Origin of the sequence: Phyllobacterium brassicacearum (assembly GCF_003010955.1) — a bacterium.
GTDB classification, from domain to species: Bacteria; Pseudomonadota; Alphaproteobacteria; order Rhizobiales; family Rhizobiaceae; genus Phyllobacterium; species Phyllobacterium brassicacearum.
In genome coordinates, this window is sequence record NZ_PGGO01000016.1 from 115,268 (window position 1) to 137,846 (window position 22,579).

Annotated in this window: 20 protein-coding genes and 3 pseudogenes; 5 read left to right on the forward strand and 18 right to left on the reverse strand. The window is 55.6% G+C overall.

What is annotated here, in order from left to right:
* The first annotated feature begins 16 nt into the window (after window positions 1–16).
* Both CU102_RS19940 and uxuA read left to right on the forward strand, forming a co-directional pair.
* A complete protein-coding gene (locus CU102_RS19940; protein WP_106712871.1) occupies window positions 17–907 on the forward strand; it encodes a sugar phosphate isomerase/epimerase family protein in 891 nt (296 codons plus the stop codon).
* Window positions 907–2,106: a mannonate dehydratase gene (gene uxuA / locus CU102_RS19945; protein ID WP_106712843.1), complete on the forward strand. Its 1,200-nt coding sequence runs from the start codon at window positions 907–909 to the stop codon at window positions 2,104–2,106. The genes CU102_RS19940 and uxuA overlap by 1 nt, the downstream gene beginning before the upstream one ends.
* 1,440 nt (window positions 2,107–3,546) lie before the next feature.
* Here uxuA and CU102_RS19960 read toward each other — a convergent pair.
* Window positions 3,547–3,774 carry a helix-turn-helix domain-containing protein gene (locus tag CU102_RS19960; protein ID WP_106712798.1) on the reverse strand — a complete coding sequence of 76 codons (228 nt, stop codon included), beginning with the start codon at window positions 3,772–3,774 and terminating at the stop codon, window positions 3,547–3,549.
* Between the two features lie 12 nt (window positions 3,775–3,786).
* Window positions 3,787–4,290, reverse strand: a complete 504-nt coding sequence (locus CU102_RS19965; RefSeq protein ID WP_146146479.1) for a hypothetical protein — start codon at window positions 4,288–4,290, stop codon at window positions 3,787–3,789.
* Window positions 4,291–4,699: 409 nt separating this feature from the next.
* Here CU102_RS19965 and CU102_RS19970 point away from each other — a divergent pair, with 409 nt between their 5' ends.
* Window positions 4,700–4,939, forward strand: a complete 240-nt coding sequence (locus CU102_RS19970) for a helix-turn-helix domain-containing protein (RefSeq protein ID WP_106712845.1) — start codon at window positions 4,700–4,702, stop codon at window positions 4,937–4,939.
* Between the two features lie 694 nt (window positions 4,940–5,633).
* Here the strand turns inward: CU102_RS19970 and CU102_RS19975 are convergent.
* The 7 genes from CU102_RS19975 to CU102_RS20005 are packed head-to-tail and all read right to left on the reverse strand — an operon-like array spanning window position 5,634 to window position 13,621.
* Window positions 5,634–6,644 carry an ABC transporter ATP-binding protein gene (locus CU102_RS19975; protein WP_106712846.1) on the reverse strand — a complete coding sequence of 337 codons (1,011 nt, stop codon included), beginning with the start codon at window positions 6,642–6,644 and terminating at the stop codon, window positions 5,634–5,636.
* Window positions 6,644–7,624 (reverse strand): ABC transporter ATP-binding protein, encoded by a 981-nt coding sequence (locus CU102_RS19980; protein WP_106712847.1) that lies wholly within the window; start codon window positions 7,622–7,624, stop codon window positions 6,644–6,646. Before CU102_RS19980 ends, CU102_RS19975 begins: the two co-directional genes overlap by 1 nt.
* The gene (locus CU102_RS19985; protein WP_245425430.1) at window positions 7,621–8,535 is read right to left on the reverse strand and encodes an ABC transporter permease; all 915 of its coding nucleotides are present in this window, start codon (window positions 8,533–8,535) and stop codon (window positions 7,621–7,623) included. Before CU102_RS19985 ends, CU102_RS19980 begins: the two co-directional genes overlap by 4 nt.
* 4 nt (window positions 8,536–8,539) lie before the next feature.
* The gene (locus tag CU102_RS19990) at window positions 8,540–9,514 is read right to left on the reverse strand and encodes an ABC transporter permease (RefSeq protein ID WP_106712848.1); all 975 of its coding nucleotides are present in this window, start codon (window positions 9,512–9,514) and stop codon (window positions 8,540–8,542) included.
* Window positions 9,515–9,525: 11 nt separating this feature from the next.
* Complete coding sequence (gene ggt, locus CU102_RS19995) at window positions 9,526–11,136, reverse strand: gamma-glutamyltransferase (RefSeq protein ID WP_106712849.1); 1,611 nt, start codon at window positions 11,134–11,136, stop codon at window positions 9,526–9,528.
* Window positions 11,133–11,987: an alpha/beta hydrolase gene (locus tag CU102_RS20000; protein WP_106712874.1), complete on the reverse strand. Its 855-nt coding sequence runs from the start codon at window positions 11,985–11,987 to the stop codon at window positions 11,133–11,135. Before CU102_RS20000 ends, ggt begins: the two co-directional genes overlap by 4 nt.
* Window positions 11,988–12,046: 59 nt before the next feature.
* Window positions 12,047–13,621: an ABC transporter substrate-binding protein gene (locus tag CU102_RS20005; RefSeq protein WP_106712850.1), complete on the reverse strand. Its 1,575-nt coding sequence runs from the start codon at window positions 13,619–13,621 to the stop codon at window positions 12,047–12,049.
* A gap of 184 nt (window positions 13,622–13,805) precedes the next feature.
* Between CU102_RS20005 and CU102_RS20010 the strand changes: the two genes are divergently transcribed.
* Window positions 13,806–14,573, forward strand: coding sequence for an IclR family transcriptional regulator (locus CU102_RS20010; protein ID WP_106712875.1), 768 nt, complete (start codon window positions 13,806–13,808; stop codon window positions 14,571–14,573).
* A gap of 201 nt (window positions 14,574–14,774) precedes the next feature.
* Here CU102_RS20010 and CU102_RS20015 read toward each other — a convergent pair whose 3' ends face one another.
* The 9 genes and pseudogenes from CU102_RS20015 to CU102_RS20055 all read right to left on the reverse strand — a co-directional run.
* Entirely contained in the window at window positions 14,775–15,644 is an 870-nt protein-coding gene (locus CU102_RS20015; protein WP_106712851.1) for an NADPH-dependent oxidoreductase, read from the reverse strand.
* Window positions 15,645–15,680: 36 nt separating this feature from the next.
* Window positions 15,681–16,472, reverse strand: a complete 792-nt coding sequence (locus CU102_RS20020) for an ABC transporter permease (RefSeq protein ID WP_425351575.1) — start codon at window positions 16,470–16,472, stop codon at window positions 15,681–15,683.
* Window positions 16,469–17,317 (reverse strand): ABC transporter permease, encoded by an 849-nt coding sequence (locus tag CU102_RS20025; protein ID WP_106712852.1) that lies wholly within the window; start codon window positions 17,315–17,317, stop codon window positions 16,469–16,471. Before CU102_RS20025 ends, CU102_RS20020 begins: the two co-directional genes overlap by 4 nt.
* Window positions 17,318–17,350: 33 nt before the next feature.
* Window positions 17,351–18,427, reverse strand: coding sequence for an ABC transporter substrate-binding protein (locus CU102_RS20030; RefSeq protein WP_106712853.1), 1,077 nt, complete (start codon window positions 18,425–18,427; stop codon window positions 17,351–17,353).
* A 1-nt stretch (window position 18,428) separates the two neighbouring features.
* Entirely contained in the window at window positions 18,429–19,319 is an 891-nt protein-coding gene (locus tag CU102_RS20035) for an ABC transporter ATP-binding protein (protein ID WP_106712854.1), read from the reverse strand.
* Between the two features lie 30 nt (window positions 19,320–19,349).
* Window positions 19,350–20,705: an LLM class flavin-dependent oxidoreductase gene (locus CU102_RS20040; protein ID WP_106712855.1), complete on the reverse strand. Its 1,356-nt coding sequence runs from the start codon at window positions 20,703–20,705 to the stop codon at window positions 19,350–19,352.
* Window positions 20,706–20,854: 149 nt separating this feature from the next.
* Window positions 20,855–20,989: pseudogene (locus CU102_RS20045) on the reverse strand (transposase); the annotation flags it as partial.
* A 92-nt stretch (window positions 20,990–21,081) separates the two neighbouring features.
* Window positions 21,082–21,387: a M20/M25/M40 family metallo-hydrolase gene (locus CU102_RS31150; RefSeq protein ID WP_245520355.1), complete on the reverse strand. Its 306-nt coding sequence runs from the start codon at window positions 21,385–21,387 to the stop codon at window positions 21,082–21,084.
* Between the two features lie 32 nt (window positions 21,388–21,419).
* A pseudogene (locus CU102_RS20055) lies at window positions 21,420–22,055 on the reverse strand (lipoprotein N-acyltransferase Lnb domain-containing protein); the annotation flags it as partial.
* A 348-nt stretch (window positions 22,056–22,403) separates the two neighbouring features.
* On the opposite strand from CU102_RS20055, the pseudogene CU102_RS20060 reads away from it, so the two are divergent.
* Window positions 22,404–22,579, forward strand: a pseudogene (locus tag CU102_RS20060) (LssY C-terminal domain-containing protein); the annotation flags it as partial.

The following is a 22,579-nucleotide window of genomic DNA, read 5'->3' on the forward strand; positions in this document are numbered from 1 at the left end:
GATGTCGGCGCATCGCATGAACCCGGTTAGCATCCATGCATACTGCTGGTTGCCTGCCTGGTCGACCGCCGGCGGCGAACGGATCGTGCCGAGGGCGGCGGAGTTTGGCTTCGATCACATGGTCGTGCCGATGCGCGACCACGCCGTCATCGAGCCGGACCGCATCGCTCGCCTGTTTGAGTGCAACGGCATGACGCCGGTGACCTCGGCAAACCAGTTGCCCGACGCAGACGTGTCGAGCTTGGATCCGGTTGTTCGGCAACGCGGCATGGACCGGCATCACATGTCATTGCGGCTGGCGCGGGACATGGGCGCTAAACACATGGGCGGCGTCCTCAACGGTTTACTGGGCAAGGCCGCTGGCCCGGCTCCCGCCGGCAGCCTGGACGCGGCGGCAGAGTGCCTGGCCTTCGTCGCCAATGAGGCGAAGGCCATGGGTGTTCGGCTCGCCATCGAAATCGTCAACCGCTACGAGTCCAATCTCATCAACTCCGTCGCCGATGCCCTTGCCTTTCTCGCGCGTGTCGGCTCGGACAATCTTAAGCTGCATCTCGACACGTTCCACATGAACATCGAGGAGGCGGACTTCCAGGCGGCTCTGGAGGCGGCGCTGCCACATCTTGCCTATTTCGAGCTTGACCAGAACCACAGGGGACTGCCGGACGAAGGTTCGCTCGATTTCCCGGCCATGCTAACTCGGCTGCGAGCGGCAAACTACAAGGGCGTCATCGGTTTTGAAGCGTTTTCGTCAAGCATAGCCGGTCCCGACGTTGCTGCCGGTGTGGCGATCTGGCGGGATCTGTTTCAGAACGGCGACGACGTCGCACGCCGCGGCATGCGGTTGCTGGGAGGTGGATATACACCGCAAGTCGCCCGCCCACATGGGCAGACTGGAGGAATGTCATGATGGAAGAAACCTGGCGCTGGTTCGGGCCGCAGGACAGCACAACACTCGCCGATGTGCGGCAGACCGGGGCACGTGGTATCGTAACGGCACTTCATCATATTCCCTACGGCGACGTATGGAGCATTGAGGAGATCGAGAAACGCAAGGCCGAAATTGCTGCAGACAGTTCACTGGGGCTCTACTGGCGTGTGGTAGAGAGTGTACCTGTTTCGGAGGAAATCAAGCTCGGCGGTCCGAATCTGCCTCGCCTCTATGAAAATTACCGGCAGACGCTCAGGAACCTTGCCGCCTGCGGGATCCATACGGTCTGCTATAACTTCATGCCGGTGCTCGACTGGGCGCGCACCCAACTCGACGAGCCATTGCCCGGCGGAGCGACAGCGCTTCGGTTCAATATGCACGAATACGCCGCATTTGATTGCTACATGCTGGAGCGAGAAGGCGCGGAAACTGAATATTCGGAAGAGGTGATCCAACGAGCCCGCGCTTGGCGCGACGCCGCGAACGACGCCAACCGCAAGCGCCTGCTCGACACCATAATGGCGGGCCTACCTGGAGCCTTCGACCGTTACGACATCCCCGGACTGCGCGAGATCCTTCGCCGGTACCACGGCGTTACAAAAGCCCACGTGCGCTCCATGCTGGTGTCGTTTCTAAAAGAGATTATCCCCGTCGCCGAGGAGTGCGGGATTACGATGGCGATCCACCCCGATGACCCGCCTCGCCCGCTGTTTGGACTGCCGCGCGTGGTTGGTAACGCCGACGATCTAGACTTCATCGTCAAAGCCGTCCCGTCCGTATCGAACGGTCTGACTCTTTGTACCGGCTCACTCGGCGCCGGAGCGGGCAACGATCTACCTGCTGTGGCAAAACGCTTCGCACATCACGTCCATTTTGCTCATCTTCGAAATGTCACCAAGGATGAGGACGGTTCCTTCATGGAAGCCGACCATCTAGACGGCGACGTCGACATTGTCGCTGTAGTGCAGATTCTGCTTAACGAGCAGTTGCGCCGCAGAATTGCCGGCGAGCAAAACTGGCGTATCCCCTTCCGTCCGGACCACGGGCGAAAGCTGCTTGACGATATTCACAAACAGGCGCACCCCGGTTATCCCACGATCGGACGACTGCGCGGTCTCGCCGAACTGCGCGGCGTTATGGCCGCCCTGTCGGCGCCCCAAATAGGCAAGCAATCGTGAATGGTTGAAAGTAGCTCGCAGCAGGCGGACCTAGATGCACCTTGCCCGATTCCATCTTTGAAACTGCGTTTGGTGCAAAATCAGCAGTCGTGAATAAACATTCGTTTGAAAATGCCGATAAGAGCAGATTTTCACCGATTCTGATTGGTTCCTCAAAGTCTACAATGTCTCTAAGCGAGCCAGCGCGGCTTCCTTCTCGAGCAAAGGCGCCTTGAAGTTCCTATTGCCCAGGTTCCGCGGGCTGTAGTAGACTCGCTCCATGAAAAATCACAGTCTTCATCATATGCCCCGTGGGACGATCAAGAGCGGTTGGACGCTTACCAGTACGCGCGGTGAAAAAATCAGTGCCGTCGAAGGTATGAAACTGACGCCACGGATGGCAACGGCGTTAGCTGAGTCCCGAGGTAAGACTGGTGACGAGCGTCGTACTTTGGTCAAAGAGCAGCTGGCAAAAACCAAGCGCAAATAGTGGTCTACACCGCCGAATCCGACCCGCTCTGCTACCCGGGCACAACAATCCTCCGCAACAAACTTGGTTTTGAGAATCAGGAAGATTTAGACGAAGCAGAGCTAGCACTGTTCCTAATTCGTGCGGACGAAGAGTTTCCATACGGCCGGCTCGATTACCCGCACTATATGGCGCTCCACCACCATCTGTTTCAGGATGTCTAAGAATGGGCCGGTCAGGTGCGAACAATTCGTATTGGCAAGGGCGGCAACTGGTTCTGCTATCCCGAATACATCGACCAACAGATGAAAGCTGTCTTTTGCTCTTCTTGAACGGCTGAACTTCCTTACGGATATGCTGCCGCTGGAATTTGCCTCAAATGCAGCTCACATTCTTGCGGAAATCAACGCAATCCACCCGTTCCGAAGGCAACGGCCGGACTCAGCTGACGTTCTTGTCGCTGTTGACCCCCATAATGCCGGGTTGCCGTTCGGTGACGAGGAACTTGTAAGGGAACGTGTTCTAGACGCTATGATCCAAAGCTTCGACGGCACCGAGCAACCGTTGGCGGACTTGATCATCGATATCATTTCGCCCATCCAATAAGCGTTGCACACAGAGACTGTTGATTCTGTATGGCAGCGGACGCAGTAATTGGCGGGGTTTGCAGGATATTCGCAACGACGCTTGCACGCCTTGACGGGATCCGAATTTCCGCCGCCACCGGCATTCGCCGCCGAATAGAGTTACCTTCCGAAATTGACTGGATAATTTCGCAAAAGCCGCTCAACCTTTCTGTGTACCGCTATCCGGTTTCGCCAAAGGCAAAGGACCCGCTCATCCGATTGGGTCGAGGCAGAATATGTCGCGCCATGGAGGATGTTCGTGACCTTGATGCCGAAGCGCCCGACCTGGAGCGGCCGGTGGTGTGCTCAGGCGAAAGACCGACCCGCCTCATTGGCGAGGTGGCGTTTTGTTTGACGTTCGGGCCGCTAACGCATGTTGAGCAGCGCCGATCCCGTTGTTTCAAGGGCAAAGGCTATTTTTTGAATGGTGTCGAGGGAAATGTTGCGCTTCTCCCGTTCGATGCCGCTGAGATAGGCCTGGGTCAGTCCGGTGCGCAGGGCAACCTCTTCCTGCGAGATAGCAAGCTCTGCCCGGCGGATCCGCATATTGCGGGCGAGAAGCTTACGCAGCGCAAGAGGGTCGAACGTGTCCATTGCGATCGGGATTCATGATCGGCTCGCCATGGCCATCTCCAGTTTTCTGTCGTTTGTACGATGCTGCCCTGAAGCATCGGTGAAGAAAGCGGCATCAGGCTTCGCGGCGATGTCGGCGATAAAGCGCCGCGGTTTGTCCATCGCCATCCATACCTGCTTGCAGGCACGACGGGCGGGTTTTGCCTGTGTCGGCGCGGCGGCGGTCCCAGCGCCCCTGCCAAGAAGGGAATCGACATCGCTTGCCGCGAATGCTGTGACCGCTCGCTTGCCGCCCGGCTCAGGCACCTCGACGAGAGGAGAATCGGCAGCCGCGACCAGGCAGGCTTCAGCCCGCTTGCGCACCCGGAAAAGCTCCTCGATCTTTCCACAGGTGATAAACCGCTCTCGCCAAAGGGCAAGGACTGCCGTATCGGCTGTCAGCGACACTGTTCGTGCGGTCAGCCACACCTTGGTCCCCGAAAGCAAACCTCTCCGGGTGACTGGCGGCAACGTTCTGCTTTTCTCAGAATCAGCCATGATCCGAGCTCCTCGTAAACCTGGTTTATGGTCCGGCCGCACTCGGCATCGTCAGCACCTTGTACAGCCGCGCTCACTGAATTTGACGCCGGTTGCCGCTCTTTCAAGCCACTGCTCAGGATCCGCACGCACCGGTCCCAATATGTGGCCTCCCTTTGCAGTTCCACACGCCTTGGTGCAAACCATCAGTTGAACACCGAGCTCGCGTCCAAGGACTGGATCCGCATGATCAGTGCCGGCCAGGCAATATCAAACTTTCAACGCTGCCCGCGCGAATGAAGGTTTGTGAAGCTGACGTAGTTCCATCGAAAGGCGACTTCCAGAGCTCTAATCAAAACGAATATCTGAATTTAAGATAACTTATTTTCAGATATAATTGAAGACCCCATCTGAAAATGGGGAATGGATCGTGGTAAAGACCCTGGGAACGGCGAGACACAAAGCCTTGATAGCGCTCTTGATAGAGAAGCGGGTAACTGCCGGCCTAACCCAGGTTGAACTCGCCTCCCGTTTGGGTGAGTACCAATCGTTCGTTGCAAGACTTGAAAGTGGACAAAGACGCGTCGACGTTGTCGAATTTCTCGAACTGGCCTCGATACTGGATTTCGAACCGGACGCGCTATTAAGTCGACTGCTGAAGGTCCACTGAGGCCATTGTTCCGTTCCAAAAGGTGTGCGTGACCGACAACTACACTAGGACGGCTTGCTCGACATCACCCTTTAGTGGCCTTGTACAACTTCGGAAGTCATCAATAGACGATGGGGTTGTCTAATCGCATGTGGGATGTCAAGCATTCTGATGTTGCGACGACGCTGCCGGGTGCATGGTTGTCTTCGTGGCACTTGCCAATCGAATGGCGCGCATTGCGTGGGCGCTGATGACAAAAGGTGGTCGCTACGAGGTAGCAGCCGCATGAGATCAGCTCTGGCAGAAAGGTTATTCTGACTGCCATTGCGGATGGAGGCAGGTCGAATGGAGGATATGGACAAACGGTCAATGAGACGGGGTCAGGAAACCAAGCAAAGGAACGTGCACTTCGCGTGCGAGTAAACGTGTTGGACCTGATCCGCGCACTCCCATATGGGCCCGCGGCGTTGATGGCCGCAACACGAGGCCGGACACACGTCAGCACCCCGACCACTTTGTTCATCGCCACCCGTAAGATTTTGCTTGCATCCGGCGGGGCGTCCACACACGTTCCTTTGAAAAAGGCCGATAATAGACGATTTTTCGCCGGCCCTTTGGTGCCGAAAACTCTGCAATCGCGCTCAGTAGCAAATACGTCGTTCTACAACTCATTTTAGGAGCACGCTTGATACAGGAGCGGACACACCCGGGTCTGTCACAGGCGTTCGCCATTCAAGTGGCATGCGGACATATGGCCTGGCGCGATTTCTCGCTTTACAGGTGCATCGATACGGCATCTATCCATGGCGAATGGACAGCGAGGATGAAAATGACAGCCTGTTGGCGGGTTAAGAGGGCTAGGGAGCTCTCCTTTCACCACCTGAAACCGTCTTTTGCCAGACTCAATGCGCGGGACCTCTGCTAATAAAGCCTGAGTGTAAGGATGATTAGGCCGTTTGAAGATTTCTTCGACTGGTGCTTCTTCCACAATTCGACCGAGGTACATGATAGCTACGCGATCCGAAATGTGTTCGACGACACCGAGATCGTGGCTGACGAAAAGATAGGTGAGATCGAGCTTGTCGCGCAGTTCCATGAAGAGATTGAGGACTTGTGCCTGGATTGAAACGTCCAGCGCAGCCACACTCTCATCACAGACCAAGAATTTCGGTTGAACTGCCAGAGCGCGCGCAATGTTGACCCGTTGGCGTTGACCACCGGAAAACTGGTGAGGGTAACGTGTCTTCATGGCCGGATCGAACCCTGCCAGCCGCAGATATTTGTCAACGTAGTCGCGACGCTCTGAACGCCTGGCAAATCCGTGCGTGCTTGGTGCTTCCCAAATCAGTTCATCAACTGTCATACGCGGGTTGAGTGCCGCCATCGGGTTCTGAAAAATCATTTGGGTGATGAGACCGAGGCGATGTCGCTTTTCAGTGGGCATGGTAGCGCGGTCTTCACCTTCCCACAGAATGCTGCCTTCGCTTGGCGAAGTAATGCCTGCGATTACGCGGCCGAGCGTCGACTTTCCGCAACCGCTTTCCCCGACGAGACCAACCACCTCGCCTTTTTGGATCGTCAGATCGACACCATCTAAAGCGTGCACGATCGACGCAGGTCTTGCGAGCTTGAGCTTCAGGGCAATCTTGGCAGCAATATCTGGTTTTTCCCCGAACTGCTGCGAGACATTTCTGGCTTCGATCAACGGGGTAAATGCTGCCGTCATTAAGTCATCGCTTTCATTACTGGGTGAAAACAGCGGACGAATCGTTCTTGCTGAGGAAAGAGCGGGGGTACGACCAAGCACTCGTCGGTCGCCCGATCGCATCGCGTCCGAAAGCTGCATCCTTTAGGAAGCATCGTGATCGCAGGTGTCATTCCCGGTATCTGACGTAGCGGAACGCCGCGCCTGTTCCGCGACGGAACTGACGCAATCAATCCCGCTGTGTAAGGGTGTTTCGGATCCGTGAGAACACTGGAAACGGGGCCGCTTTCGACAAGACGTCCTGCATACATTACTGCGATGTCGTCAGCCAGACGCGAAACAATTGCCAGATCGTGTGTAATCCAAATGACGGCTGTATCGGATTCTTCCGTCAGTTTTTGGAACTCGGAAATGATCTGGCTCTGGATCGTGACGTCCAGTGCGGTTGTCGGTTCATCAGCGATGATCAATTCAGGTTTGTGCAAAAGCGCAATTGCAATCACCACCCGCTGCCGCATTCCGCCCGAAAATTGATGCGGGTAAGAAGACAGTCGTTCTTCCGGACTTGGAATTCCGACCAGCCCTAGTGCATCTCTGGCACGTTGACGCGCAATGGTTTTGGAAACCTGATCATGCGCACGCACCGCCTCCACCATTTGCGTCTCGATGGTCAGTACCGGATTGAGCGTCATCATCGGATCCTGGAACACCATGGCTATCCGCTTGCCGCGAATTTGTCGCATCTCTTCGTTGGAAAGTCTGGCCAGATCGACACCGTCGAAGATAATCTGTCCGCTCGCAATACGTCCTGGCCTTTCCAGCAATCGCATGACCGAGAAACCCGTCACCGATTTTCCCGAACCCGACTCTCCGACAAGCCCAAGAACTCGCCCTCGCTCAACTTTGAAAGACACGTCATTGACGGCCTTCAAACCGGAGGCGCCTTTTTCGCCACCGAACTCCGTGACGAGATTACTCACGCTCAACAAAGGTGTCGTCATGACGCGTTCCTCGGGTTGAGCACGTCGCGAACTCTGTCGCCAACGAGATTGATCGCCACAATAGTGATCAGGAGGGCGACGCCTGGAAAGAAACTGATCCAGTAAAGACCTGTAAGGAGATACTGGTAGCCGGTCGATATCAACATCCCTAGCGACGGCTCGGTGACAGATGCCCCAAGACCGAGGAAAGACAAGGTAGCTTCAAGTCCAATGGCGCGGGCGACCTGCATCGTCGCAATGACGATTACCGGCGCCAGGCAATTTGGCAAAAGGTGTCGGAAAAGAATGCGCCAGCCCGGCAAACGAAGCATTCTTGCAGCCTCGATGTACTCCTTCTCTCGCTCAACCAGTGCCGTGGCGCGAACAGTTCGAGCATATGTCGCCCATTCGGCAATGATCAGAGCGATAACCACATTCGTGACGCCCTTGCCGAGCACCGCCAGCATCATCAGTGCCATAAGAATCGTCGGAAAGGACAGCTGGAGATCAACCAGCCGCATCACGCCGGTTTCGATTCGTCCCCCCGTGTATGCAGCAAAGAGCCCAGCACTTGTGCCAATCAATGCCGCCGCTATTGCCGATACCACGCCAACTGTCAGCGAGGTACGGAGACCATAAAGGATACCCGAAAGAATATCGCGCCCCTGACTATCGGTTCCCAAATGGTAGACAAGGCCGTTCATGGACTCGGAACCGGGAGCAAGACGGCCGTCCATGATGTCGAGCTGCATCAGGTCATAGGGATTTTGTGGGGAGATCCATGGAGCGAGGATCGCCAAACCGCAAATGATTATTAGAACTGCAAACCCGATGGCCGCTCCTGGGGAGCTGAAGAAATCCTTGAACACTCTTGAAGAGCTCCCCGGCTCGGATTTTACGATAGTTTCGTTGTCTGCGTTCGAAACGGTCATTGGACTATGCCTTCGAGTCGAGCCGGACACGCGGGTCCAGAATGGTATAACAAATGTCGATAACGAAGTTCAGCACGACGAAGAGCAGCACCATAATCATCAGGTAAGCCACGATGACAGGTCGATCGAGAAGATTTATCGAGTCGATGATCAGCTTGCCCATGCCGGGCCAGGCGAAGATGCTTTCCGTGACCACCGAAAATGCAATCAGCGATCCAAATTCCAGGCCGACGATTGTTACAACCGGGATCATCAGGTTCTTCAGGACGTGAACCGCGATGACCCGCCGCTCCCGTAAGCCCTTGGCGCGTGCGAACTTTATATAGTCCTGAGGAAGCACCTCCTGCACGCCAGCACGCGTGAGGCGCAAGATGAGGGATGTCTTGAAGAGGGCCAGGTTTAACGCTGGCAGAAGAAGGTGTCTTAGTCCGTCGCTCGTCAGGAATGACCATTGCCCTCCCAAAAACTCCAGGGTTGGCCCCCGGCCATTCGTAGGCAACCACCCCAGCTCGACCGAAAATATCATGATAAGCATCAGTCCGACCCAAAATGTCGGAAGAGAAAATCCCAGAATCGATCCCGTCATGATAGTGCGCGACGAAATGCGGCTGGGATAAAGGCCCGCGTAGAGGCCAAGTGGCAGCCCGACGACGATCGCAATGCCCAGAGCAGCGATGGCGAGTTCGAGCGTAGCGGGCAATCGCTCGAGAATAAGACCCAAGGCAGGTCTGCCGTAGACGAAGCTGTCTCCGAAATCGCCCTGTGCCAGTCCCCGCAGGAATATAAAGTACTGCTTCCACAAAGGCTCATCGAGACCATAATGCGCGATGACGCGCGCCCTCTCCACCTGGTTCGCATCCGGGTTGATCAGGATGTCAACCGGATTGCCAATCACGCTGACCCCGATAAAGACGATGACCGTCATTGCAAGAACAACGAAGAGCGCCTGGAATAACCGCCTGATAATGGACGTAACCATGTACCTGCTCCTTAGTTCACGGTGATCGCCATACCATCACGCTGCGGATCTGCCGCACCCGTAGAGACACCTTCTTCAATCTTGATAGCGTGGACGGCTGCAAATGCGTATGTCTGCGCCGACCGTGCGACTTCATATCCTTGTTGAGAAAGCTCATGCTCTACGGATCGCTTGATGCGATTGCAGATGTCGATCTTGTTTGAGACACCGACGATTCGTGGTGCTGCAACCGCTTCAAGGACCGACATGTCGAAATCGATCATATTCATCAGACATTGCGCTACAGCAGGCGCGATGTAGCTTCCGCCCGGTGCACCGATGACGATGGAAGGTTCGTCGCCCTTGAATACAATTGTTGGGGCAGCTGAGCTGGGGCGGCGCTTTCCTGGTGCGATTGACCCGGGTTTGCCGGGAACCGGGTTAAATCGGCTCATTGTTCCATTGTACATAAAACCCAAGCCATCCGTGATCGCGCCTGAGGGGCTCCCCAACGTATGCGTCATCGCGACGGCATTACCGCGCTTATCAATCACCGAGACGTGGGTGGTATCTCTCTGCGACTTATCGAGACGCGAAACATTCGCTATCTCTCCGGCCCTGATCGATGCAGCATGCTTTGCAGCATTTTCCTTGGTAAGGAGACGCTCAAAAGGTACTTCGACATAGGCAGGATCACCCATGTGAGCGTCCTTGTCGATCGTCATGCGCTTCATCGCTTCGAAAAGAGTTCGAACATGTTCGGTGCCGCCGTGTTGCATCGCGCCGACGTCGAACTGATCCATGATATGGAGTAGTTCCAACATTGGAAATCCAGATCCGGGAGGCGGAGATGTCGCAATGCGATTTCCGCGGTACTCACCCCAGATCGGCTTAATCTTGGACAGTTCGTATTTTGCAAGATCATCGCGGTCGATCAGGCCACCATTCTCTTGAAAGTCCGCTGCGATCTGTTCGGCAAGTTCGCCATGATAAAAAATGTCGGTTCCACCGCTCCTGGCAATACGCTCGAGCGTATTCGCCATATCCTTGTTGATCAGGATATCGCCAACGTTTCGGATTGAGCCGTCCCGGTGGAAATAGACGTCTCTGCCTGTTCTTGAGAACCGAAGCTTGTCGAAGGTATTTGCAAAGCCATCATTCGACTGGTCCTTTGTCCAGTACCAATGCATGTGGCTACGCACCATAAATCCATCACGTGCATAGCGGATCGCCGGCGCAATCACGTCTGCCCAGTCAAAGGTTCCGTAGTCACGCAGCGCGGTTTCGAAGCCCTTCAAGGAGCCCGGCGTGCAAACAGCCTGGTAGCCGATGTCGGAAATATTGTCTTCAAGTACATATCCGAAACCGTCTCGGCTTTGATGTCTGATTTTGTCGACCCACATGTCGGGCGTGGCTTTCAGGGGCGCACGAGCGTAGAACTCAAGTACTTCGTGGATGCCCTTCCCAGGCAAGTAAACATGCATCGAGCCAAATCCGCCGATGCCGGCCATCTGTGGGTCGACGACACCTTGGACAAACGCACAGGCAAGCGCCGCGTCGATAGCATTGCCACCCCGTTCCAGCACCTCAGCACCTGCTTCAACAGCTTCAGGCTGCGGTGCGACGATCGTTGCATTTCTCATTTCGAACGACGCTCCTGAAGTACTTTGGCAAGAAAATCTTTGACATGACCAAGCACCTTCATTCTGTCGTGGGAGATGCCAGGAACACGGTCGAAGGTGACTTTGACACCTGCATCACGAAACGATTTCGCAAGTGCCTCAAGGCGCGCCGGGCGGTTCTCACCAGCGTCGTTTGCGCCGTCCATGTAATATTTGGAACCGGATTTATGGGTGATTTCCCACGTTTCGAGATCGGCATCGCCTACAACCATATGAACTGGAACATTCGCAAGTTCATCGGCCCGGAAGGCCTTGCCGAAGCGCGCGTCGAGATCGCGAATACCTACCCACCAATCGCGTGTGGGGTCGAGCAGAGTCACCGAGCCTGGTGCTCCAACGGATGCTGCCCAGAGCTTCTCGGGATGAAGGATGGCAAAACGATGAGTGAAATGCCCTCCACCCGAAAAGCCGAACATAGCGAAACGCGACCAGTCTTGGCGGTATTTCTGTGCCATCTCCTCGACCATAGCCAAAACGACCTTGTCGTAACGGATGTCGCCTTCCTCAAGGAATTTATAGCCTGATCGCGCACCATCGCCGAGCACGTTGACGGGAAAAATTGGACACAGGATTGCACAGTCGTTGTAGAACCCGAATTCTGCAAAGCCGTCTCTAAAATCGATAGCAGATGTCCTGCCCGTTCCGTGGACCGCGACGACAAGATCCAGCTTTCGACCATCTGCCGCAATCGGCGGAACATAGAGGACCATATGTAGCCGTGGATCGACGCTGGACGCGAAAATTGCTGTCTGGCCATAGTCATAGACGGCCTGTGCCCGAGCGACGGCTTCGCCCGTACCGAGTTCCTGCATGAAGGTCTCCTGGGAAGTCATTGGAGCTGCGGCAAGCAGCCCCATTTATCGCGGACGTTTTAATTTGCGGGCTTAACCTCGTATGCAAGCGTGTACTTGTCACCGCGTGGGGTGTAGGTGACCGTCTTCTTTGCGCCTAAGACAACATTTTCGTAGTGCATTGGGAGAAGCCACAGATTGTTGAACGTTTGTGTTGAGAGTTCCTGCAGAAGTGGCACCCGTTGTGCCTCATCCAGCGTAGAGCTTGCCTTCGCCAATGCTTCATCGATCTTCGGATCAGAGACCCCTCCACCATTATAGCGGCCTGTTCCCTTCGCTTCGTCACGCGTTGCTACGAGAGCGACTGCAGGGTTGGTTGTCTCGCCTGTATTGACACCCCACGAGCCAAGGTAGGTGCTGTAGGTCCCTTTGGAATATTCCTCCGAATACATAGACCAGGGCATAACCTCAACCCTGGACTTGATGCCGATACGCGTGAACATCTGCCCGACGGCCTGAAGCACTTCTGCATCTTTCACATATCGTCCGGACGGCCCGTGTAGCGTCAAACTAAAGCCTTCCGGATAGCCCGCTTCCGCAAGAAGTTCCTTTGCTGCCTTGGGATCATAACCAACATTCTCGACCTGGTCCGAGTGTCCTGCATAGCCCTTGGCAACGAATTGATCCGCTACGGTGCCGTTTTTCTGCATCACACGATCAACGATTGCGGGTCGGTTTATTGACATGAGCATCGCCCGCCGAACCTTTAAATCCTTTAGGGGATTTTTGTCCAAGTCTGATCCGTCTGCAGCTTTGACGAATGGTGATACATCACGTCCCACATCCAGACCGATGTACACAAGACGGGACGACTGCCCGCTAATGACCTGCAGGCTGCTACTGGATTGGACACGCGACATACCATCGGCTGGCAGAGCTTCAATGATGTCAATCTCGTTCGAAAGTAGTGACGCGAGACGAGCGCCGTCGTCAGGCAGAAAGCGCAAAGTGACATCGGACCAGTGCGACGCACCAGGAAAATAGCTGTCATTGCGTTTGAGTGTCAGGTTGCTGCCGGGCGAATACGAAACGAAAGAATATGCGCCAGTTCCGACAGCGCATTTGCCGCTGTCGAACTCTTGTACCGGGGCGTCCTTACAGTCGGCGCTGATGATTCGGATACGGCTGATCGAATTCAACAGGAGTGGATCGGGTACTTTGGTCTCGATCACAACGGTATGGGGATCCTTCGCCGTAACGTTAGCGATGTTGCGTGTGTAGGATGCAAAGCCCTGGCTTGGCTTATCGCGGGCCCGGAACAACGATGCAACGACGTCGTCTGCGTCGAAATCACTACCATCATGGAATTTGACACCCTGTCGCAGCTTGAATTCCCAATGTGTGGGATCGATCGTGGTCCACTCGGTCGCAAGCTCCGGGGCACTTCCAGACGTCGCCGTCAGATTGATCAGGCTGTCCCAGATGTGCCGAGAGGTCGCGCTCTGAACAGCAGAACTGTCTTCATGGGGGTCAAGCGTGGTCGGTGTCGTCGACATGCCGATAACCAGCGGCGTTTCCTGCGCCAACGTAACGGTAGGCATTACGATCGATGCAAACAGCAAAAGAGCTGCCCGCTTGAGGATATTCGTGCTCATTCCATAGCTCCCATTTAAATTTTGTCCGGTCAGCTGCCCACTTTCGGGCAAATTTGTTTCCCTGTTACTTGGATTGGTAGGGCTATTTGACGCGATGTGTCAAACATAAATCTGACACGTTACGCTTGACGTAACATCAAAATACACTATCAAATTGGCCGATATTGGGACCGGAGGTTTTGGTGTGCACGACGTCGCAAAAGAGAAAACTAGCGATATAATTCAATCTGTTGATGTTGCCATCGACGTCCTTCTGCATGTCGCCAAACACCCCGATATCCGCCTGTCGGATATTTCAAGGAATATCGAGGAGACGAAGCCAAGAATTCTGCGGATGTTACGCACACTGGAACAGCGTGGACTCGTCCGAAAGAGTAAGACGGGCACGTATCGCCTAGGCAATACGGCAATCGTTCTGGGGACCGCTGCCTCAACACAAGTCGACTTGGTGCGGATAGCAAACCCTATCCTGGAAGAGCTCGGCCAAAAAACGAATGAAACCGCACAATTGCGTATCATCGACAACGGCGAGTCGCTCTGCATTGCCAAGTTCGAGCCGATGCGTGATTTACGCGTTCAAGCCATGATCGGCCGCCGCCGTCCCTTGTTCGCAGGTTCTTACAAAGTGCTGCTAGCTTTTCTGCAGCCACAAGTTCGAATGCAGATGATACCAGCGACGCTCCCGCGCTTCACAAACAACACCATTACAAACCATGCGAAACTTCTTCAAGAACTTGAAAATGTCCGCAAAAACGGTGTTTGCGTGAGCTATGGCGAAGTCAGCGAACAACTCGTATCTGTTTCGGTCCCCGTCCTGGCGTTCGATGGTTCCGTGATAGCCGCCATCAACGTTGCGGCGCCCGCGTTTCGCACGCAACAGAGCGATGTTAACCGCTACACACTGCTGCTCAAGGATGCAGCCGCCAAAATATCCGCCCGTCTCGGATGGTAGCGCCATTAGCGGAAGTTGATAACTGCAACTTCCGCTGATGGCCCGAAACAGACCTAACATCCGTCTTGAGGGTGCGGTTCCCGAAGAGACCTTATGCGATTTCCGAAGCACAAAAGGAGAATCTCATGATCGCATATTCCCATTGTTCAGGGCATACGGCGCCGACGCTTTTTGCTTGGCGCCGGCACGGCAAAGAGGGTCTCACTTGAGCTTGAAACCAAGGGCCTTGATTGCGTCGGCTAATTCGTGACGATTTTTCAGAGCCTCCTTCGTCCCAATCCGGCGGCATACCTGTTCGGTCCAATCGATCGCCGGCATCAGTTGTATTTTCTGAAACGCCCTTAATGTTTCGTCATAGCTGCTGAAACCCGAAGATGTAGATTCGATCTGGTATCGTTCGCTGTGCAAGACTTTTGTTCTGGGCAGTCGCGGTTTGATATCGGTCCGGATCGCCGGATCTGGATAGCCCACCGTCAGACCAAATACCGGAAATACCTCGTTTGGAAGTGCCAGCTCGTTCGCAATAGCTATCGGATTGTTTCGCAATGCACCGATGTAACAGGTTCCCAGACCAAGCGATTCAAAGGCTGTGACAGCATTTTGCGCAGCGAGCGCCGCATCGATAACGCCAAGAACGAAACTCTCAAGGTAATCCAATCCGACTGACGTTGAGTCTTGATCTGCAGCTATTCCCCGTAACCGGGAGAGGTCGGCCAACCAAACGAGGAGCAAAGGGGCTTGATCGATCTGCTTTTGATTTCCAGCCACGACATTGATACGTGCCTTGCGATCTTTATCCTCAATCGCCACTACGCTCCAAGCCTGCAGGTTGGAAGAACTCGACGCGGACTGCGCGGCCGAAATAGCAAGCTGCAGTGCTTCTGTTGGAACCGATCGCGGTAAATAAGATCGCACGCTTCTGTGCGAAAGTAGTGTTTCGAGGACATCCGACGCTGGTAGGGACCCGGACAGACTCTCTGGTGCGCCATAGCGTTGTCGCAACAACGTTATGATCCGGTTTGTATCGAATTTCCCCGACCTATTCGTGGCTTCTTGGGCAATAATGGACATTTGCTGACAATCCGTTTTCGGTTGAATCCGAGGTGTTCAGTGTGTGGTGGCGCGCCAGCGCAGGAGATAGGATTCAACCGTAGCGGCGAGCCGGTTGAGAATAAAGCCGACGACACCAAGGATGAGGACGCCAACCATAACCAGCGCCATGTCGAACCGCTCCCGGCCGGCGATAATCAGACCACCGACGCCAGGTCCCACTGCGAGGAAATATTCTGCGCCCACCGTTGCAAGCCAAGAATAGATCAGCCCGAGATGCACGCCGGTTGCAATCGAAGGCAAGGCCGAGGGCACGAGAATGCGGGCAATCCGCTGCACTCGCGTGAACTGCAGCGCATGCCCGACTTCGATCAGATCGCGGGGGGCATTGCGCATGCCTTCATATGTGTTGAGCACAACTGGAATGAACGCTGCAATTGCAACAAAAACAATCTTCGCCTGTTCGCCAAAGCCGAACCAGATCGAGATCAGTGGGATCCAGGCCAACAACGATATCTGCTTCAGCCCGTTGAAGGTCGGCGTGATCAAGGCGTCGGCAGTGCGCGAGAGTGCGAGCAATGTCGCAAAGAGAATGCCGAGACCTGAGCCGATAAAAAAGCCGACCACGTTGCGGAACAGGCTGAAACCCAGCTCGCCGATGAGATTGTTGTCGATCAGCTCGCGTTTGGCGGTGAAATAGACCTCTTCCAGTGACGGCAGGAACCGGGCATCAACAAGACCGCCGCGGCTCGATACCTCCCACAAAACGAGCAGGACGACCGGCAGCGTCAATCCCCGGCGGATCCTGACCAAACGTCTGGTTCGAAAGCTGGCCGGGACAGACATCATTCGCCCTCCCTATCATTCCAGCGCTGCACATAGACTTCGGATACGTCGAGGCCTTTGTCCATCAAAAAGCCGATGACACCAACAGCGATCATCGCAACGATCACCACATCGAGCCAGAACATCTGTCGGCCCCAGACCAGCAGATAGCCGAGCCCTTCGGAGGAGGCGAGCAGCTCAACACCAACAAGGGCCGTCCATGAATGGGTCAGGCCGTAGCGGATGCCGGTGAAAATGGAGGGAGCCGCGCCTGGAAGAACGATTAGCCGCAAGGTTTGCAGACGACTGAAACGAAGGGCATGGCCAACTTCAACGAAACTCTCGGGAACCCCACGGATGCCCGCCGCAGTATTTATTGTCATGGGGACCAGCGCACCCTTTGCGATGACAATGATCTTGAGAGTTTCACCAATCCCGAAGATCAGCATCAAGAGTGGTATCCAGCCAAGCGTCGGAATCTGAGCGAACGCCAAAAACAGTGGCCGCACATAATCATCCACCCGGCGCGACAAACCCATTGCCATGCCAAGTTTCAGCCCGGCCAGAGCGCCGAACAGAAATCCGACAACCACGCGACGCAAGCTGACACCGGCATGGTAGAAGATTTCACCCGAGGCAATCATCTCCAGTGCCGTGGAATAGACATAAGCCGGTGATGGAAGAATCTGTTCCGGCAACCAGCCCTGGTTCGACGCGATCCACCAGGCGAGGAGCAAGCCAAATGGCAGAACCAATGCGATCGCGAACCGACGGAACCCACGACGGTTTATCGACGTCCTCGCTCGCCTTGCTACAGGCACCTCGTTGGGTGCCGGGGCAAGAGATACATCTTGGGATATGATGCTCATAACGGGCAGCCTATGACTGTCTCAATGTGCCGATTACGATCCAAGCGGCTTGCCGTTTGCGCCGTAGGCCTGCCAGAAATTCTGCAATCCGAGCTTTTCCAGCGAAGCTTTAAGGTATTTGGGCTCGAACCAGCCTTCAACACTGACGTCGCGCCGGATCAAACCGAATTCCTTGGCCTTGACGCCCTGCTCCTCATATTGCGACACAAGCAGATCATCGATGAGCGGTGAATTGCGATAGGCCAGTTTGTCATTGCTGAAATAGTCTTCCAGGATGGGAACCGGGGTGCCGGACTTGTGCCAGAGTTCGAAAAGCGTCGCACGGTTCGGCTCATCCGAAGACCACTGTGCTGCCCTGACGAAGGCGTCGACAATACGCTGGGTAATCTCAGGATGTTGATTGATGAAGTCCTCTCGTCCGATGATGCCCGCGTTGCGCCCGAAACGGGGATCATCGCCCTTGGTCGTATAAATCACCTTGGCATTGCCCTTCGAGGCGAGATTGATCAAGGTCGTGTCACCGAAGGCGGCATCAATGTCCTGACTGGTCAGTGCGGCGACAGTGCCAGCACTGTCGAGGTTGATAACCTGGATATCCTTCTCGGTCAGGCCGTTGGCCTCCAGGATCTTGATCGCAGCCAGATGGCCGTTGGTGCCACGCTGATAGGCAACTTTCTTGCCCTTGAGCTCCGCGACGGCCTTGATGTCCGCGTCCTTGGCAACAGCGAGATAGAGCGGTTTGCGCGCGCCGCTCGCCAGCAGATACTTTGTTTTCAGACCATTGGCGCGGCCAATCAAAGACGGAAGATCGCCCTGATAGGCAAAGTCGAGCTGGTTGTTGGCAAACGCCTCGTTGACTGCTGGACCGGCTCCCTTGAAAAAGAACCACTCGATCTTGATGTTTGGATCATTGCCGAATTCTTTCTCGAGATACTCGCCTGCTCTTGCTGTGGCAGCCGACGTTCCTTCCGCGTAGGGACGGTTATCCAGCCCGATGGCGGCATAGCCGATATTGATCTTCAGTCGCTCTTCGGCCAAAGTCGGCGACGCAAGAAAAGTCAGTGCCAATGCCGCCAAAGCCGCACGTCTTGTGAAGGTGGATAGGCTCATGTCAAATCTCCGTCGTTGAAAAGAGTGGTCGCTCTGCCGACTTGTTGTGTAGTGCAGCTTGGACTGGTCCCGGCTTGGCGACCGGACGCTTTTGGGATGTTGGCTGCTTCGCCGCCATCTTGGGCAGATCGTCGCTAGTCGTTGAGTTAAGAATATCGAGGACGTGATTGCGGATGCTTGCCAGTCGCGACGAGGTGCGTGCGCGAGGGTGCGGGAGATCGACGGGCACGATTTGCCTGATCCGGCCAGGACGCGGCGACATTACCACGACGCGGTCACCGAGGTAGACCGCTTCGTCCACATCATGTGTAACAAGCACCATGGTGATCTGTTCTCTGGCCCAGATGTCCTGCAGCTCGCCCTGAAGGCGGGCCTTGGTGATGGCATCGAGCGCGCCGAATGGCTCGTCGAGAAAGAGCACATCGGGACGGTTGACCAGACCCCTTGCGATCCCGGCGCGCTGCGCCATGCCACCGGAAAGCTGATGCGGATAGGCTTTCTCGAATCCTGCCAGACCGACAAGAGCGATCTGCTTGGCCACGAGATCGCGTTTTTCCGCCTTGGAGAAAACCGCATTCTCGAGGCCGAGCGCCACATTGCGTTCCACGGTCAGCCACGGAAAAAGTCGCGGCTCCTGGAAGACGATTCCGCGATCGAGGTTCGGACCCGTGACAGGCTTGCCATCGTGTTCAATAGTGCCATCATGCTCAACATCGAGCCCGGCGCCAAGACGCAGCAATGTCGACTTGCCGCATCCGCTCGCGCCGACGATGGTAACGAACTCGCCGGCCCGAACGTCAAGGCTCACCTGGTCGAGTGCCGTTAGGTCGCCGCCATTGACGCGGAAGCGCCGGCTCACATTGCTGATCCTCAAATGGGCTCTGCTGGCCATGGTGCCGCCTTTCTTGCTTAGATTACAGGATTATTCTGCGGCAACAGCAGATCGCGCCGGATGCTGCGGCTCGCGAAGACCAAGGTGACTGCGAAGGGTTCGGCCCTCATACTCGGTGCGGAACAAGCCACGGCGGCGTAGTTCTGGTACGACATATTCGACGAAATCGGTAAGACCGGCTGGCAGATGCGGCGGCATGACATTGAACCCGTCAGCCGCGCCCGTGGTAAACCACTCTTCCATCTGGTCGACGATCTGTTCAGATGTGCCGACGATCTGCCAATGGCCGCGCGCACCGGCGACACGAAGATAAAGCTGACGGATGGTGAGGTTCTCCCGGCTGGCAAGATCGACCATCAGCTTCTGGCGGCTCTTGCTCCCATTGGTCTCAGTGACTTCCGGCAAGGGGCCGTCCAGGGGATATTTTGAAAGATCGACATCTCCTGCCATACCGTTGAGCAGCGACAGACCAACCGCCGGGTGGATCAACTCCTGGATCTGCTCGAATTTTTCTTTTGCTTCGGATTCAGTCTTGCCAATCACCGGAAAAATGCCGGGCATGATCTTCAGATCCTCCGGCGAACGCCCAAAGCGGGCAAGCCTGCCCTTCACGTCGCGGTAGAAGGCACGCGCATCCTCGATATTCTGGTGCGCGGTGAAAATGACTTCGGCGGTACGCGCTGCGAGATCCTTGCCCGGCTCCGATGAGCCGGCCTGTACGATTACCGGGTGCCCTTGCGGCGAGCGCGCAACATTCAGTGGACCGCGAACCTTGAAATGTGTGCCGCGGTGATTGAGCAAATGCTGCTTGGATGGATCATAGTAGATGCCGCTCGCCTTGTCGCGGAGGAACGCATCATCTTCCCACGTGTCCCAAAGTCCGCGAACGACGTCGGCGAATTCCTCAGCCCGGTCGTAGCGTTCCGCGTGGGCGACATGATGGTCGCGGTTGAAATTATGCGCCTCGTCCTCGCTGGCCGACGTCACGAGATTCCATCCGGCGCGGCCGCCACTGATATGGTCGAGCGAAGCGAACTTGCGAGCGATGTGGTAAGGTTCGTTATAGGTTGTGGAAGCCGTGGCAACGAACCCCACCCGTTCCGTCACGGCAGCCAAGGCTGAAAGCAGCGTCAGCGGTTCAAACTGCGCCACGTAACGGATCGCAGTGCGACTGAGCGCCTCCGTATCGGTGCCACGCGTACCAACGCCGTCGGCCATGAAGATCAGATCGAATTTAGCTGCTTCGGCAATACGCGCCAGCTCAGCGTAATGAGCAAAATTCGATCCTGCGTCTGCTTGAGCCTGCGGATGGCGCCATGCCGCAATATGATGCCCCGTTGGATACAGGAATGCGCCGAGTTTCAGTTGGCCAGTAGGTTTGCTCATGGTTCATCTCGATCCAGTTTAGCTGAAAGCCTAGGCCGCAATTTTTAATCACGACAGAAATGGTATTCTTTAGATTGGATCGATTTGGGTTTTCTGGTTCGTACGTTTCCTGCAGCATGGAACTCGATTATGGAATGCGCGCCGAGTTCAATTCCCTGGATATGTGCCTCCTGAATAACATCCGTCAGAGCCTTCTCCGCCATTCGGCGCGGTTCCAGAAAGCTTGGAAAGTAGCTGCCCTTACGCAGCTTCGGAATGCGAAGCTCGACATTCTTGGCCTCGGTCGAATGCCGGCAACGCTGACGAGAACACGCCACAGACGGTAGCATGGTGCTCCGGGCGCGATTCCTTAATGCCTCAATTCGTAGATCGCTATTTACTGTGACACCTGCTTGACCAGCCGGTAAAGGAACTCACGTCCATCATATAGGCGCTGGATCTTAATGCGCTCGTTTAGGCCATGGGTACGGTAGTCGGCGGCCTCAACAAACAAACCTGACACGCCGTACATCGGAATACCTGCATTAAGCAGGAAGCTGCTATCGGTCGCATCGGCACCCATGGCTGGAATAACAGGGACGCCCGGCCACATGCTCTGCGAAAGCACCTCTGCCGCCTTAAACAATTCGCTATCCAACGGTGACGCCGGACTACGCCGCGGCTTGTTGTCCAGATAGCGCACTGTGACCTTTCGTTGACGATCTGCTTGAGCTGGCGAAAGTTCGATCTGACACCAACCACGTCGCGCTCATCGGATGCGATGATCACCAAAGGATCGCTCTTGAACAGATCAGCAACCGGCGAGAACTCGCCGCCTATGCGCCGCCGCACCTCGATCGACCAGGCGATATAGTCGCCGCCCTCGAAGCCGAAGCTCAGCATGACATGGGCAATGTTCGGGTTTCCCCAGTAAGACATGAAGAGGTCGACTGTCTGGAGCTTGGTGAGGTCGTAGGTGCGCGTTGCCCAACGTTCGGTGAAATCAGTCTTGCTGCGCCATTCAAAGTCACGCACATTCGAGAGCGTCAGCAGATCGCCATTGCGCGTGCCGCTTACCTGCTGCGCGACTTCTCTCGCCCAATTGGCATGTTCCGGCGGCCTTATTGTGTTCCACCAGATCAGTATTGCCCCAAAGACCGCGAGAAAAACGGCAACCGCCGGGATACGCATCCGGGTGAACAGCGCGACGATTGTCGCGAGACCAAGCAGAACGAGGAAGCCGCCCGCCGCACCTCTCGCGAGCTCCGACAGCGGCAGTCGATACCACAGGGCAAGCACCGCCCAAGCTGTCACAAGTGCGATGACGAACGATACAGCGATCGCGACGAGAATTTTCGCAATGAGACGCAATCAACCCTCCTTTCTGGCCACTACACAGCGCGTGCGAGACCATGCCGACGCAGTGCCTCCAAATGTGTGTCAGGAGCTGACAAAGCATGACGATACTCGAACCAGCTGCGGCTGGGAATGCGCTCTGCTGCCAATCTCCGGACAGGGCAGAAGGGGCATTGAGTGCCTGATGTCACGGGCATCCAGATCGAAAAAGGGATGGCGCATCCTCCGCAACAGATTCTTCCATCACAACACCAATTGGAATGTTACAATAGCGTTGCTCGATGGCGCACTCCTCCGTGGGGACATTCTCGCCTCGACGTCCGCGTGTGTTTCTTCGTGGTTATTGAGAGGGGCTAGATGCCGATGCGCCGTCGCACGAAAATCCGCATGGCGGTGAAGGGGTTGATTGCCTTGCTGATCACGTATCTGCTTGTTGCCTATTTCGTCGCTCCCGAGATTTGGATCTTTCGCGATGCTGGACGTGCTGACTTCGGCAAAATGGTCACGACCACCGAGCAGGATATTCCCGGCGATCCAAT

Coding starts and splice junctions, on each gene's coding strand:
- CU102_RS19940 (WP_106712871.1), top strand. CDS start 17: ATGAACCCGGTTAGCATCCATGCATACTGCTGGTTGCCTGCCTGGTCG.
- uxuA (WP_106712843.1), top strand. CDS start 907: ATGGAAGAAACCTGGCGCTGGTTCGGGCCGCAGGACAGCACAACACTC.
- CU102_RS19960 (WP_106712798.1), bottom strand. CDS start 3,774: ATGGACACGTTCGACCCTCTTGCGCTGCGTAAGCTTCTCGCCCGCAAT.
- CU102_RS19965 (WP_146146479.1), bottom strand. CDS start 4,290: ATGGCTGATTCTGAGAAAAGCAGAACGTTGCCGCCAGTCACCCGGAGA.
- CU102_RS19975 (WP_106712846.1), bottom strand. CDS start 6,644: ATGACGGCAGCATTTACCCCGTTGATCGAAGCCAGAAATGTCTCGCAG.
- CU102_RS19980 (WP_106712847.1), bottom strand. CDS start 7,624: ATGACGACACCTTTGTTGAGCGTGAGTAATCTCGTCACGGAGTTCGGT.
- CU102_RS19985 (WP_245425430.1), bottom strand. CDS start 8,535: ATGACCGTTTCGAACGCAGACAACGAAACTATCGTAAAATCCGAGCCG.
- CU102_RS19990 (WP_106712848.1), bottom strand. CDS start 9,514: ATGGTTACGTCCATTATCAGGCGGTTATTCCAGGCGCTCTTCGTTGTT.
- ggt (WP_106712849.1), bottom strand. CDS start 11,136: ATGAGAAATGCAACGATCGTCGCACCGCAGCCTGAAGCTGTTGAAGCA.
- CU102_RS20000 (WP_106712874.1), bottom strand. CDS start 11,987: ATGCAGGAACTCGGTACGGGCGAAGCCGTCGCTCGGGCACAGGCCGTC.
- CU102_RS20005 (WP_106712850.1), bottom strand. CDS start 13,621: ATGAGCACGAATATCCTCAAGCGGGCAGCTCTTTTGCTGTTTGCATCG.
- CU102_RS20015 (WP_106712851.1), bottom strand. CDS start 15,644: ATGTCCATTATTGCCCAAGAAGCCACGAATAGGTCGGGGAAATTCGAT.
- CU102_RS20020 (WP_425351575.1), bottom strand. CDS start 16,472: ATGATGTCTGTCCCGGCCAGCTTTCGAACCAGACGTTTGGTCAGGATC.
- CU102_RS20025 (WP_106712852.1), bottom strand. CDS start 17,317: ATGAGCATCATATCCCAAGATGTATCTCTTGCCCCGGCACCCAACGAG.
- CU102_RS20030 (WP_106712853.1), bottom strand. CDS start 18,427: ATGAGCCTATCCACCTTCACAAGACGTGCGGCTTTGGCGGCATTGGCA.
- CU102_RS20035 (WP_106712854.1), bottom strand. CDS start 19,319: ATGGCCAGCAGAGCCCATTTGAGGATCAGCAATGTGAGCCGGCGCTTC.
- CU102_RS20040 (WP_106712855.1), bottom strand. CDS start 20,705: ATGAGCAAACCTACTGGCCAACTGAAACTCGGCGCATTCCTGTATCCA.